Source organism: Rhizobium sp. N621, from assembly GCF_001664325.1.
GTDB classification, from domain to species: Bacteria; Pseudomonadota; Alphaproteobacteria; order Rhizobiales; family Rhizobiaceae; genus Rhizobium; species Rhizobium esperanzae.
The window spans coordinates 981,164-993,682 of sequence record NZ_CP013495.1 but is presented as its reverse complement, the minus strand read 5'-3'; the positions used below and the strand labels follow the sequence as shown (position 1 = coordinate 993,682).

Below are 12,519 nucleotides of genomic sequence, written 5' to 3'. Positions count from 1 at the left end.
AAAAGAAGCTTGAGACGCTGAACAAGGTTCGGGGCGCCGCCAATGTTCCTCAACTATATCTCTACTTCACGGGCGGCGCTGTCGCAAATCTGTCATAAACTGAAATTCACCCCTATCTCTTCAATGGGATACGGTTTAGGACGGCTTGCGCATATAGCGCAGACCAAAGATCACGAGGTATTCATGCTGGGTTGGTTTCGAAAGTTGATGCCGCGCGAAGACCGGTTCTTCGTCCTTTTCGAACAACATTCCAGAACGATCGTCGACGCCGCACAGGCTCTGGACAGGTTGCTGTCGGGAATAGAGATCGATCGTCAATGCGAAACGATCGTGCGGCTGGAAGATCAGGCCGACGATATAACGCGCGAAGTCATGCAGGCCGTCCGGCGGAGCTTCATCACACCTTTCGATCGCGGAGATATCAAGGATCTCATCCAATCCATGGATGATGCGATCGACATGATGCACAAGACCGTCAAAACCATCCGGCTCTTCGAGCAGACCAGCTTCGACCCGGGGATGCAGGAGATGGGCAAGACCGTTGTGGAGGCTGCCAATCTCATTGCCGAGGCCATTCCCTTGCTTGATCGCATAAGCGCCAATGCGCCGCGGCTTTCTGCCATCGTCGAGCAGGTCACGCGGGTGGAAGGGCGCTCCGACGAGCTGCACGAGCAGGGGCTCAAGGATCTGTTTCGCCGGCACGGCGCCGGCAATGCAATGGCCTATATGATCGGCAGCGAGATCTACGGCGAGCTGGAGAAGGTGGTCGACCGTTTCGAGGACGTCGCCAACGAGATCAGCGGCATCGTGATCGAGAATGTCTGATGGATGCCGCCCTCGCACTTCCGCTTCTTGTCGGCCTGATCGGCGTCGCGCTGCTGTTCGATTTTCTCAATGGCCTGCATGATGCGGCCAACTCGATCGCGACAATCGTCTCGACACGGGTCCTGAGGCCGCAATATGCGGTCTTCTGGGCGGCATTCTTCAATTTCATCGCCTTTCTGTTCTTCGGCCTGCATGTCGCCGAGACGCTCGGGACCGGCATCATCGACCCGGCGATCGTCACACCGCAGGTGATTTTCGCGGCCCTGATCGGCGCCATCGTCTGGAATGTCGTGACCTGGATCTTCGGCATTCCCTCCAGTTCATCCCATGCGCTCGTCGGCGGGCTGGTCGGTGCGGGCCTTGCCAAAACCGGCTTGAGCTCGATCGTCTGGAGCGGGCTTCTCAAGACTGCCGCCGCCATCGTCATGTCGCCGATGATCGGCTTTCTCCTGGCACTGTTCCTGATCCTCGCCGTGACCTGGACCTTCATCCGGCAAACACCCTTTGCAGTCGATCGGTCCTTCCGTTTCCTGCAATTCGTGTCGGCGTCGCTCTATTCGCTCGGCCACGGCGGCAATGACGCCCAGAAGACCATGGGCATCATTGCCGTGCTTCTTTACTCGCAGGGCTATCTCGGTGGCAGCTTCCACGTGCCGCTCTGGGTGGTGATTTCATGCCAGGCGGCGATGGCGCTCGGCACCTTGTTCGGCGGCTGGCGTATCGTCCATACGATGGGCTCGAAGATCACCCGGCTGAACCCGATGCAAGGATTCTGCGCCGAAACGGGCGGTGCCTTGACGCTGTTCGGCGCCACCTGGCTCGGCATCCCCGTTTCGACCACCCATACCATTACGGGCGCCATCATCGGCGTCGGCGCCGCCCGGCGCGTGTCCGCCGTCAGGTGGGGACTTGCCGGCAACATCGTGATCGCATGGATCATCACCCTGCCGGCCGCGGCGATAATATCGGCGCTTTCCTTTTGGCTGGTGACCGGCTTGAGCAAAATCTTCTGATGTCGCTCCCGATTTCTTACCTGCTCGGCTGAAACCGCCACTTCCGCTCGATCGCGGCGGCGAGGTCGATGTCGTTACGGCGAGCAAACAGCATGAGGTGACCGAGCAGGTCGGCAGTCTCGTCTGCCAGCTCGCGCCTGATATCCTCAGGAGAGCGGCCCTTCGCGCGGCCCCGACCGGTCAGCCGGTTCCAGGCCTGGGTGAGCTCTCCCATTTCCTCCTGCAGTTTCAACAGGAACCAGTCGGCATCTCGCTCGATGCCATTGGCGGCGACATGGGCAGAGGAAGCGGCTTCGAACTGGTCGGCGAGACGGCGCAGCATCAATGTTCTCCTTTTGTTTATGGAGGAGACGCTGATTCCCGCTACTTGTCCAGAGTGGAATATGGCGGCCGCGATTAGCTCTGATCGGGCAGCAGCATGCAATCATAGGAACGCTGTTTCAGCGCATCGCAGGCGGAGGCGGCGGCGTCCCTGCTGGCGAAACCGACGAAGCGGGCGCGATAGATCCTGTTCGCCCCCTGCCCGACAGCCTCGGTATAGGGTGAGGCGGAGACCAGCGGCGCGCCGCCTTCCGACTGTGCCTGGGCAAGAAGCGCCCGCGCCGCATCGGCGCTCGGCGCCGCTGAAATCTGGATCTGCCAGGTTCCGTCGGCTTTCTCGGCCGAAGCCTTGCCGGTCTTGCCGGCATTCAGGATCTCGTCCATCGCGACAGGACGCTCCAGCGGCACGACGGCGTCATCGGCATAAGCCAGGCTCTTCGCTGCGAGATCTTCGTCAGGGCGCGGCGCGTTCGCCGGCACCGGAACATCGGAAGCCTCGGCGGCGGACGCGACTTCGACCGGCTCCCCGGCGCCGACGCTCGCCATCAGCCTGGCGCCGCCGGATGACGAGGCGCGGCCGAGATAGCGGTCGAGCAGCGCTTCCATCCTGGCGTCGCGGCTGCGGGCGGTGCGGCCGCCGAGCACGACGCCGACGACGCGGCGGTTGCCGTCCCTGACGGCACTGACGAGGTTGAAGCCGGAGGCGTTGGTATAGCCCGTCTTGATGCCGTCCATGCCCTGGTAGCGGTACATGAGATTGTTATGGCCGCGCACGGTCTTGCCGCGGAAACTGAAGCTTGCCATCGAGAACAGGCGATATTCATTGGGATAATTCTTCATCAGCGCCACGGCGAGCGTCGACATGTCGCGCGCCGTCGTCACCTGGCGGCTGTTCGGCAGCCCCGACGCATTGACGAAGACGGTGCGGCTCATGCCGAGCTGGCGGGCCTTGGCCGTCATCATCCGGGCAAAGCCGCTTTCCGAGCCGCCGAGCTTCTCGCCCATGGCGGCAGCGGCGTCATTGGCGGATTTGACGATCATGCCGTAGACCGCCTCGCGCACCGTGATGGTGCCGCCCGCCTTGACGCCGAGCTTGGTCGGCGGCCGCGCGGCAGCGTATTTCGACATTTCGATCGGCGTATCCCAGGCGATCTTGCCGCGTTTCAGCGCCTCGAAGGTGAGATAGAGCGTCATCATCTTCGTCAGTGAGGCCGGATGATTGAGCGTATCGGCGTTTTCGGACGCGAGAACCTTGCCGGTCCGGGCATCGAGGATCAGCGAGGCGCTGCCGGCAAGAGCCGCAAGCGGCGCCGAAACGGCCAGCGTTACGGTCAAAACAGCCGCCAAAAGCTTTCTCATGGAGTTCCCCCCTGATGCGCTGGCTCTCGATGGGCCGGCCATGTCTCGTAATGTGACAGAAGCCGCAAGTTTGGCGCGACTTTGCGGCAACGCCTACCATTTTTCTAGCCTTTTCATCGTCTTGGTTAACAAAAAACGAAAGAAGCTGTGCGAAATCGGTATACAGCAAGGCTTAAGCTAGGATCGCTAGTTTGGCGCAAAAGCAATGGGCGGCGCATGACGGGGCAGTTGAAGCGACTGGCAAAAAGGGCGGCGATCGGCGCCGGGCTCGAGGCGTCCTGGCTGATCGCGGCGGCCGGCCTGATGCGGCAGGCGCGCGGGCGCGGGGTCATCTTCACGCTGCATCATGTCCGCCCGCACGTAGCCCAGGCCTTCGAGCCGAACGCGCATCTCGAAATCACCCCGCACTTTCTCGACGCCGCGCTGCGGCGGCTGACCCGCGACGGCTATCGTTTCGTGCGGCTCGACCAGTTGCCGGCGCTGCTGGCCGAGCCCGAGGGCGGCAGGCCGTTTGCGGCCTTTACGCTGGACGACGGCTACATCAACAACGTGGAGCATGCGCTGCCGGTATTCGAGCGACATAGGGCGCCTTTCACGGTGTTCGTCACCAAGGGTTTTGCCGAAGGCTCCCACAGCATCTGGTGGGAAACGCTCGCCGTCCTGTTGCGCCAGGCAAAAGAAATCCGCTTCGATTTCGGCCGCGGCAGCGAGCGGCTGGCGCTCGACGGGCCGCGGCAGCAATGGGAGGCCTTCGACCGTTTCGTCCGGTATATCCACCGCTTCGACGAGGCGCGCGCCGTTGCCACCCTTGATATGCTGGCCAGGGAAAACGGCATCGAGCCGACCGATATCGTGCGCGATCTGGTGATGGGACCGGCGCAATTGCAGCGGCTCGCCCGACATCCGCTTGCAGCGCTCGGCGCCCATACGATCAGCCATCGCGCCCTTGCCCGGCTCTCGGAGGCCGAAGCGCGGATCGAGATGGAGGTTTCGGCCGATTACGTCGAGGCGCTGACCGGCGTCCGTCCCGCCGCAATCGCCTATCCCTACGGCACGCCTGAAGCTGCGACCGCCCGCGAGGCGGCGATTGCCGGCCGGCTGGGCTTTTCGGTCGCCGTCACCACACAACCGGGGCTGCCGGCAGCAGGTACGAACAACTATCTCCCGCGCATGTCGCTGAACGGCTTCTACCAGAAGCGGCGCTACGTCTCGGCGCTTGCCTCCGGCATTCCGCTGAAGCTGATGGGTCGGTAAGCGGTCAGGGATACATCCGCACCTTTTCCCACGCTCCGACCGGCGACGGTCGTCGGAATTCGATGCGGTCATGCAGGCGGAAATTCTGATCTTTCCAGAATTCGATCGAGGTCGGCCGGATGCGGAAGCCCGACCAATAGGGAGGCCGGGGTATCTCGCCAATCGCGTAGCGGGCGGTGTATTCGGCCACCGCCTTCTCCAGCGCGAATCGGCTTTCGAGCGGACGCGATTGTTTGGAGGCCCAGGCGCCGATGCGGCTGCCGCGCGCCCGCGTCTTGAAATAGGCGTCGGCTTCGGCGTCGCTCACGATCTCGACAGGTCCGCGCAACCGCACCTGGCGGCGCAGGCTTTTCCAGTGGAAGCACATGGCGGCTTTCTTCTGCCCCAAGATTTCGCGACCTTTCTGGCTCTCGAAATTGGTGTAGAAGACGAATCCGTCATCGTCGAATCCCTTCAGGAGCACCATGCGGACATTGGGAAGACCATGCTCGTCGACCGTTGCCAGCGCCACGGCATTGGGATCGTTCGGTTCGGAGGCCTCCGCTTCCTTCAGCCATTCGGCAAAGAGCTTGAAGGGCTCGCCACTTTCGGTAAAGTCACCGCTTGTTAACTCGTTTGCCGACATATTGGTTCAAATGCCCCGGATTATTCAAAACTCGCCCAGCTTTTGAAAACTGGACAGGACGCAGGGTGGAAGTCATAGCAAAGTCATATCGCCATACAAAGGGCCTGCGGCAACGCAGCAGCGTCTTCCTGGTTGTCGGCGCCGCAATGCTGTCGCTTTCCGGCTGCCTTGCGGGCGGGATGGATTTCTTGAGCGAAGCCAAGGTCGATCGGTCGGTGGCCACCGGCACCGTGCCGCAGACGCCGCCGAGCACCGACACGCTCTCGGACGAAATGACGGTGCGCAACGCCGTGACCTCGGCCGATGTGCACAAGCTCGAGGGCCAGCCGCTTCCCTGGGCGAATGCATCGACCGGCAGCGCCGGCGTCATCGACACGATCGTCGAAAACAACGAATCGGGCCAGGTCTGCAGGCAGTTCCGCACGACGCGGCATTCCTATGTCGGCATCGCCAAATTCTACGGCAAGACCTGCCTCGTCGGCGGCGGCAATTGGCAGCTGCTGAGCTTCCAGCCGGAAAGTTAATTTCCGGCGGGAAAGTTAATTTCCGGCGGGAAAGCTGATCCGGCAGGATTCAATCTGCGATTCGGCGCGCGACAGGTTAACGGCCGCCGGCTTTGTGGCGAATGCTTAGCAAAGAGCTAACCATTTACGGCAAAACACTCCCCATCCCTCCACAGAAATAAGAAGTGATTAGCAACTCGGCCGCACGATCGGTGTCGAGAGTGGCTCTCCGTGCCTTTGCGGCCGGTGGCGCCTCACATGTTGATATTGGACTTCGATATTGGGCGGGGATGCCGGGCAAGGACAGGCGCCCGCATCGCAACACCGGCGGTTTTGACATGCGCGATCCTTACAAAATTCTGGGCGTCAAGCGCGACGCGGCGGCAGACGAGATCAAGGCGGCCTGGCGCAACATGGCCAAAGCAGCCCATCCCGATCACAATCAGGGTGATCCGACGGCGACGGCCCGGTTCGCCGAGATCGGCCGCGCCTATGAAACGCTGAGAGACCCGCGCAAACGCAGCCTGTTCGACAATGCCGTGCGGATGGCGGAAGCCAAGAAGCAGGAACAGACGATCATGCAGCAGCGCCAGGCCGCGCGCGAGGCTGCGGCCCGCGCCAAGGCGGCGCAGGCCAATGCCGAGCGGGTGATGGAAGAGCTTGCCCGGGCTGCCCAGAAGGCCGCGGCCGACGGCCAGAGACAGCAGACCGGCGCCGGCGAAGGCGCCGAGGAGATGGTGGAACGCATTTTCGGCGCGCAGGCGCGCGCTGCGGCGGGCGGCCAGGCGCAAGGCCGCGCCCAACAGGCCCCGAACCAGCAGGCCCAGAATCAGCAAACACAGAATCAGCAGACGCATTCTCAGCAAACACAGGGCCAGACACAGGCCGAAGCAGGCAAGCGCATGGATGGCGAGGCCGCCGAAGCCGACGAGGAACTCGGCGAGACGTCAAATAATGCCGGCGCCAACCTGTCGCTGCCGCTCAGCATCCTGACATCGCTAGTGCGCCGTTTCACCGGCGCCAAGGATACCGGCCTGGAGAAAGCGCCCGACGAGGTGACGACGGCGACGGTCACGATCGACGACGTGCTGAAGAGCGGCTGGATCACCGCGTCGCTGCCGGAGGGCCGCGAAATCGGCTTCGCGCTGCCGGCGGGCACGACCGATGGTCACGAGATCAGGCTCAAAGGACAAGGCTTCAAGCTGCCGGGCATGCAGCGCGGCGATGCCGTCGTCAACATCCGCATCGCCCCCGATCCACGCTTCACCGTCGATGGTTTCGACCTGCATGCCGTACTGCCGATCAGTATCGAAAATGCCGTGCTCGGCACCGAGGCACACATCGACGGCCCGGCCGGGCCTTTGAGCATCACCGTTCCCGCCTGGTCGGGCTCGGACAAGACGATCGCGATTCCCGGCCAGGGATTGCTGCGGGAAGACGGCAGCAGAGGCGATCTCGTCGTCGAATTGCGCATCATCCTGTGGGAAAAGCCCGACGACAAGATCACCGATCTCATGCGGAGCATGCGTGAAGGCCTGTTCCTGTGAAATTTTTATGACATTCGCACCCTTTGTTACGATCCCTAACAGTTGATGATCCAGGCCAAGCTTGAACCGATTAACGGCCTATGCCATAGGCAGGATCGATCAGAATCCTAGGGAGCGAAATATGGCTCAAGCATCCGGCCTCATGGCAGGCAAACGCGGCGTCATCATGGGTGTCGCCAACAATCGTTCGATTGCGTGGGGTATTGCCAAGGCCATTCATGCGCAGGGCGGAGAAGTTGCGCTCACCTATCAGGGCGATGCGCTGAAGAAGCGTGTCGAGCCGCTTGCAGCCGAAATCGATGCGACGCTCGTCGGCCACTGCGACGTCGCCGACGAATCTACCATCGACGCGGTTTTCGAAAATGTCGAAAAGCTCTGGGGCAAGATCGACTTCCTCGTGCATGCGATCGGCTTTTCCGACAAGGACGAGCTGACCGGCCGCTACATCGACACCTCGCCCGACAATTTCACCAAGACGATGCAGATCTCCGTCTATTCCTTCACGTCGGTCGCCCGCCGCGCCGAGAAGCTGATGACGGATGGCGGCTCGATGCTGACGCTGACCTATTACGGCGCCGAAAAGGTCATGCCGAACTATAATGTCATGGGCGTCGCCAAGGCCGCCCTCGAAGCGAGCGTCAAATATCTCGCCGTCGACCTCGGGCCGCAGAACATCCGCGTCAACGCCGTTTCGGCCGGGCCGATCAAGACGCTCGCCGCCTCCGGCATCGGCGATTTCCGCTACATTCTGAAGTGGAACGAATATAATGCCCCGCTGCGGCGCACCGTCACCATCGAAGAAGTCGGCGATGTCGGCCTCTATCTGCTGTCCGACCTGTCGCGCTCGGTCACCGGCGAAGTGCATCATGCCGACAGCGGCTACCATGTCATCGGCATGAAGGCGGTCGACGCGCCGGATATTTCGGTCGTCAAGGACTAAATGCCTCCGGAGTCTGGACCGTGCTTATCTATGTGATCAGACACGGTCAGACGGACTGGAATGCCGAGCGCCGCCTGCAGGGCCAGAAGGACGTGCCGATGAATGCCACGGGCCTGGAACAGGCCCGGCAGAACGGCATTGCGCTGGCCGAGATTCTCGGTGAGACGGTCGGCGAATTCGATTTCGTCGCAAGTCCGCTCGGACGCACACGCGCCACGATGGAAATCATGCGCGCCGCCATGGGCCTCCCGCCGCTTGCCTATCGCACCGATCCCCGGCTGGTGGAGATTTCCTTCGGCGACTGGGAAGGCTCGACGCTCAAGGAGCTGAAGGCGACGCAGGCCGAGCGGGTGGCCGAACGCAATGCCTCGAAATGGGATTTCATCCCGCCCGGTGACGACGCCGAAAGCTATGAGATCCTCTCCTGGCGCACCGGCGCATGGCTGCGCTCCGTCGATCGCCCGACGGTCTGCGTCACCCATGGCGGCGTCATCCGCACGCTTTTCCAGATGATCGCCGACCTGCCGAAGAGCACCGCTGCTGAAGGCGGCATCCCACAGGATCAGATCGTCAGGATCGATACTACCGAGCGGAAGATCGTCTGGCTGTAGGGGGCTGCCAAGCCATCCCCCATCAGAATGCCTTTGGAAGTCCGGCCTGTTTCAGCGTTTCATTGGCTGTATGGCGGGATTTTACACCATGATCGACCGTGAAATGACGGCCGGAAATCGGACTGTACCAGATTTCATGGTCGCCCTTTCCCGACCGCACATATTCGCAGCCGGCTTTCAACAGCAACTCTTTGAGCTCGCGGAGATAGCCGGCCATGCGCTCAATAGGACGGATTGGGAATGCGAACGAGCTGTTCGGCCATGATGTGAATAGGGATTTCCGGCAGGCTCGACGTAAAGCCGTTCAGCTCGAAGAGATCGGTGATCGCTGCGATAACCTTAGGCTCGAGGGCTTCGAGGGTATCCGCCTCAACGGCCAACCCTTCGATATCGTTGCTGCTGGCGACCCAAACGCCAGCCTCTTCATCCCAATCCGCGCGCACTATGATCGAGGCGTGCTTCATAGATCATTCTCCATAACGGCCGTGATGTCCCAGACGGTTGGCATGCACCGCCGTGTCTAGTGTACATATGTAACCGAATGAAAGTGAATTTTATACGCCGATCTCGGCATTTGCCAGCTACTTGACGATATCGAGATCGTTGATGACGCGCTTGCCGTCGACCTCGGTATAGAAGACGATCACTTTGACGCCGGCTTCGAGGCCGTCGAAGTTGAATTCCTCGGGCGCCTGATAGGTCTTACCGTCGTCGAGCGTCAGCACCAGATTGGCCGTGTCGACCTTCTTGATCGTCGCCTCGACATCGGCGCTCTCGGCGAAACCGCTCATCGGCGACAGGAAACTTGCTGTGGCCAAAAGCGTGGCGACGACGAAACGCATGGCAACAATCCTCTTGAAACGCTGCACGAGAACACTGGCCACAGATAATCTCCTGAATATGGCGAAAATTGCCCGTAAGGATGGCTTTTCCCGCCCAATTGATGAATCGCATTTTAAACATAATCAAGACGCTGCGTTAACCACGCCTTTTCTTTCGGGCTTCGTGACGGCCCTTCCGTTGCAAGGACGGAAACAGCATTTCCGCCACTGCCGGTTTGACGCAAAGAAAGGCTTTTGCCTCGGCGGTTTTTTGGCCTATGAGTGTCGCGCCTTTTCAAGCAATGGCGCGGCCGGCGGCGACCGGCCCTGGCGCCGCCGTGGGAACACATGTCGCACAATACATTCGGTCACCTCTTCCGCGTAACCACCTGGGGCGAAAGCCATGGTCCGGCGCTCGGCTGCGTCGTCGACGGCTGCCCTCCGGGGCTGCGCTTCAAGCTCGAAGATCTCCAGGTCTGGCTCGACAAGCGCAAGCCCGGACAATCCCGCTTCGTCACGCAGCGGCGCGAGGACGATCTGGTGAAGGTGCTGTCCGGCGTCATGCTCGATGCCGACGGCGAGACGATGACATCAACAGGCACGCCGATCTCGATGCTGATCGAGAACACCGACCAGCGTTCCAAGGATTATGGCGAGATCGCCCGGCAATACCGCCCCGGCCATGCCGACTATACCTATGACCTGAAATACGGGATTCGCGACTATCGCGGCGGCGGCCGCTCCTCGGCGCGCGAGACCGCCGCCCGGGTTGCGGCCGGCGGCATCGCCCGCCTCGTCGTACCGGGTGTTACGGTGCGCGGCGCGCTGGTGCAGATCGGCAAGCACAAGATCGACCGCAGCAACTGGGATTGGGAGCAGATCGGGCAGAACCCATTCTTCTCTCCGGATGCGGCGATCGTGCCTGTCTGGGAGGAGTATCTCGACGGTATCCGCAAGGCCGGCTCGTCGATCGGCGCGGTCGTCGAAGTGATTGCCGAAGGCGTGCCCGCCGGTCTCGGCGCACCGATCTATTCGAAGCTCGACCAGGATATCGCCTCGCTGCTGATGTCGATCAATGCCGTCAAGGGCGTCGAGATCGGCAATGGTTTTGCCGCCGCCGAAACCTCAGGCGAAGACAATGCCGACGAAATGCGCATGGGCAATGACGGCACGCCGATCTTCCTTTCCAACAATGCCGGCGGTATTCTGGGCGGGATCTCGACGGGACAGCCGATCGTCGCGCGTTTCGCCGTCAAGCCGACCTCGTCGATCCTGACCGAACGCCAATCGATCGATGCCGACGGCAAGAATGTCGACGTCCGCACCAAGGGCCGGCACGACCCCTGCGTCGGCATCCGCGCCGTGCCGATCGGCGAGGCGATGGTCGCCTGCGCCATCGCCGATCATTATCTTCGCGACCGCGGCCAGACCGGCCGTCTGAAATAGGAGCGTCCATGTCTTACGATCAGAAACGCGTCGTCGACGCCATCAGGGCCTTCGAGGCCGGCGAAATCGTCGTCGTCATGGACGACAATGACCGCGAGAACGAGGGCGACCTGATCGTCGCCGCCGTGCACACCACGCCGGAGAAGATGGCCTTCATCGTGCGCCATACCTCAGGCATTGTCTGTGCGCCAATGCCGAAGGAAGAGGCCAAGCGCCTCAACCTCAACGCCATGGTGGCCGAGAACGATTCGGCTCACACGACCGCCTTCACCGTCTCGGTCGATTTCAAGCACGGCACGACGACCGGCATCTCGGCCGACGACCGGACGCTGACGGTGCGCAACCTCGCCAATCCGAATGTCGGGGCCGCCGATTTCGTCCGTCCCGGCCACATCTTCCCGCTGGTATCGCGTGAAGGCGGCGTGCTGATGCGCTCCGGCCATACGGAAGCCGCGGTCGATCTCTGCAAGCTTGCCGGCCTGCCGCCGATCGGCGTCATCTCCGAACTGGTCAATGACGACGGCACCGTCACCCGCGGTCCGCAGGTGGTCGAATTCGCCGAGCAGCACGGGCTGAAGCTCGTCTCCGTCGCCGATCTCATCGCCTATCGCCAGCGCAAGGAAACGCTGGTCGAGCACGGCACCAGCTTCGACCTCGACACGCCGTTCGGCAAGGCCAAGGCCCATACCTATTCCCTGCCCTGGGACCCGATGCAGCATCTTGCCGTTGTCTTCGGCGACATCCGCGACGGCGTCGACATTCCGGTGCGCCTGCATCCGGAAAACGTTGCCGAGGACCTTTTCGGCAGGAAGAGCCCGGTCGATTTCTACATGGAGAAGATCGCTGCGGAAGGCCGCGGCGTCATTGTCTATCTGCGCGAAGGCTCTGTCGGCGTCGGCCATTACGACAACGGCCGCAAGGCCCGCAACCAGGGCCGTGAAGCCCATACCGAGGCGCAGACGCGCGAGAGCGAATGGCTGGAAATCGGCCTCGGCGCCCAGATCCTCAAGGATCTCGGCGTCAGCTCGATCAAGCTGCTCACCAGCCGCGAGCGCCACTATGTCGGCCTGGAAGGTTTCGGCATCAAGATCAGCAAGACGGAGATCTGCTGAGGGGAGGCCCTCCCCTCCGTCATCAAGGCCATGACTGGCTATCTAATTTCGCTAGCGGATGGCGTTGACATCAGGCCTCTGCGCGGTGAATGGGTTTCTCCTGTGCACCCCCCTCTCCGTCATGCTCGGCCTTGAGCCGAGC

Annotated in this window: 16 protein-coding genes; 10 read left to right on the top strand and 6 right to left on the bottom strand. The window is 61.9% G+C overall.

Annotation, left to right across the window (positions count from 1 at the left end; all coding sequences use genetic code 11):
• Window positions 1-183: 183 nt before the first annotated feature.
• Both AMK00_RS04820 and AMK00_RS04815 read left to right on the top strand, forming a co-directional pair.
• Window positions 184-825 carry a DUF47 family protein gene (locus tag AMK00_RS04820; protein WP_064809739.1) on the top strand — a complete coding sequence of 214 codons (642 nt, stop codon included), beginning with the start codon at window positions 184-186 and terminating at the stop codon, window positions 823-825.
• Window positions 825-1,838 (top strand): inorganic phosphate transporter, encoded by a 1,014-nt coding sequence (locus AMK00_RS04815; protein ID WP_064809738.1) that lies wholly within the window; start codon window positions 825-827, stop codon window positions 1,836-1,838. The genes AMK00_RS04820 and AMK00_RS04815 overlap by 1 nt, the downstream gene beginning before the upstream one ends.
• A gap of 16 nt (window positions 1,839-1,854) precedes the next feature.
• Here AMK00_RS04815 and AMK00_RS04810 read toward each other — a convergent pair whose 3' ends face one another.
• Together AMK00_RS04810 and AMK00_RS04805 are read right to left on the bottom strand one after the other, a co-directional pair.
• The gene (locus AMK00_RS04810) at window positions 1,855-2,160 is read right to left on the bottom strand and encodes a pyrophosphatase (RefSeq protein ID WP_064800915.1); all 306 of its coding nucleotides are present in this window, start codon (window positions 2,158-2,160) and stop codon (window positions 1,855-1,857) included.
• A gap of 74 nt (window positions 2,161-2,234) precedes the next feature.
• Window positions 2,235-3,518: a D-alanyl-D-alanine carboxypeptidase family protein gene (locus tag AMK00_RS04805; RefSeq protein ID WP_064809737.1), complete on the bottom strand. Its 1,284-nt coding sequence runs from the start codon at window positions 3,516-3,518 to the stop codon at window positions 2,235-2,237.
• Window positions 3,519-3,734: 216 nt separating this feature from the next.
• Here AMK00_RS04805 and AMK00_RS04800 point away from each other — a divergent pair, with 216 nt between their 5' ends.
• Complete coding sequence (locus tag AMK00_RS04800) at window positions 3,735-4,772, top strand: polysaccharide deacetylase family protein (protein ID WP_064809736.1); 1,038 nt, start codon at window positions 3,735-3,737, stop codon at window positions 4,770-4,772.
• Window positions 4,773-4,776: 4 nt separating this feature from the next.
• Here the strand turns inward: AMK00_RS04800 and pdxH are convergent, their stop codons facing one another.
• Window positions 4,777-5,397 carry a pyridoxamine 5'-phosphate oxidase gene (gene pdxH / locus AMK00_RS04795; protein WP_064800912.1) on the bottom strand — a complete coding sequence of 207 codons (621 nt, stop codon included), beginning with the start codon at window positions 5,395-5,397 and terminating at the stop codon, window positions 4,777-4,779.
• A 65-nt stretch (window positions 5,398-5,462) separates the two neighbouring features.
• On the opposite strand from pdxH, the gene AMK00_RS04790 reads away from it, so the two are divergent.
• The 4 genes from AMK00_RS04790 to AMK00_RS04775 all read left to right on the top strand — a co-directional run bounded on the left by AMK00_RS04790 (window position 5,463) and on the right by AMK00_RS04775 (window position 8,998).
• The gene (locus tag AMK00_RS04790) at window positions 5,463-5,921 is read left to right on the top strand and encodes an RT0821/Lpp0805 family surface protein (protein ID WP_064800911.1); all 459 of its coding nucleotides are present in this window, start codon (window positions 5,463-5,465) and stop codon (window positions 5,919-5,921) included.
• Window positions 5,922-6,238: 317 nt separating this feature from the next.
• Window positions 6,239-7,447, top strand: a complete 1,209-nt coding sequence (locus tag AMK00_RS04785) for a J domain-containing protein (protein ID WP_064805933.1) — start codon at window positions 6,239-6,241, stop codon at window positions 7,445-7,447.
• A gap of 121 nt (window positions 7,448-7,568) precedes the next feature.
• A complete protein-coding gene (gene fabI / locus AMK00_RS04780; protein ID WP_064800910.1) occupies window positions 7,569-8,387 on the top strand; it encodes an enoyl-ACP reductase FabI in 819 nt (272 codons plus the stop codon).
• 20 nt (window positions 8,388-8,407) lie between these two features.
• Window positions 8,408-8,998, top strand: a complete 591-nt coding sequence (locus AMK00_RS04775) for a histidine phosphatase family protein (RefSeq protein WP_064800909.1) — start codon at window positions 8,408-8,410, stop codon at window positions 8,996-8,998.
• 22 nt (window positions 8,999-9,020) lie between these two features.
• On the opposite strand, the gene AMK00_RS04770 is transcribed toward AMK00_RS04775, so the two are convergent.
• The 3 genes from AMK00_RS04770 to AMK00_RS04760 form a co-directional block, all read right to left on the bottom strand.
• Window positions 9,021-9,215, bottom strand: a complete 195-nt coding sequence (locus AMK00_RS04770) for a type II toxin-antitoxin system HicA family toxin (protein ID WP_064800908.1) — start codon at window positions 9,213-9,215, stop codon at window positions 9,021-9,023.
• 4 nt (window positions 9,216-9,219) lie between these two features.
• Window positions 9,220-9,462 (bottom strand): DUF1902 domain-containing protein, encoded by a 243-nt coding sequence (locus tag AMK00_RS04765; RefSeq protein WP_064800907.1) that lies wholly within the window; start codon window positions 9,460-9,462, stop codon window positions 9,220-9,222.
• A 117-nt stretch (window positions 9,463-9,579) separates the two neighbouring features.
• Entirely contained in the window at window positions 9,580-9,840 is a 261-nt protein-coding gene (locus AMK00_RS04760) for a DUF1344 domain-containing protein (RefSeq protein WP_003569889.1), read from the bottom strand.
• On the opposite strand from AMK00_RS04760, the gene AMK00_RS32395 reads away from it, so the two are divergent.
• From AMK00_RS32395 to ribB, 3 genes are read left to right on the top strand one after another with little or no spacing between them, the layout of a single operon-like run.
• Window positions 9,839-10,204 (top strand): hypothetical protein, encoded by a 366-nt coding sequence (locus tag AMK00_RS32395; RefSeq protein WP_123876175.1) that lies wholly within the window; start codon window positions 9,839-9,841, stop codon window positions 10,202-10,204. The two genes, AMK00_RS04760 and AMK00_RS32395, sit on opposite strands and share 2 nt — an antisense overlap.
• Entirely contained in the window at window positions 10,168-11,265 is a 1,098-nt protein-coding gene (gene aroC, locus AMK00_RS04755) for a chorismate synthase (protein WP_064809735.1), read from the top strand. The genes AMK00_RS32395 and aroC overlap by 37 nt, the downstream gene beginning before the upstream one ends.
• Before the next feature lie 8 nt (window positions 11,266-11,273).
• Window positions 11,274-12,377, top strand: a complete 1,104-nt coding sequence (gene ribB, locus AMK00_RS04750; RefSeq protein ID WP_064809734.1) for a 3,4-dihydroxy-2-butanone-4-phosphate synthase — start codon at window positions 11,274-11,276, stop codon at window positions 12,375-12,377.
• The last annotated feature ends 142 nt before the right edge of the window (window positions 12,378-12,519 follow it).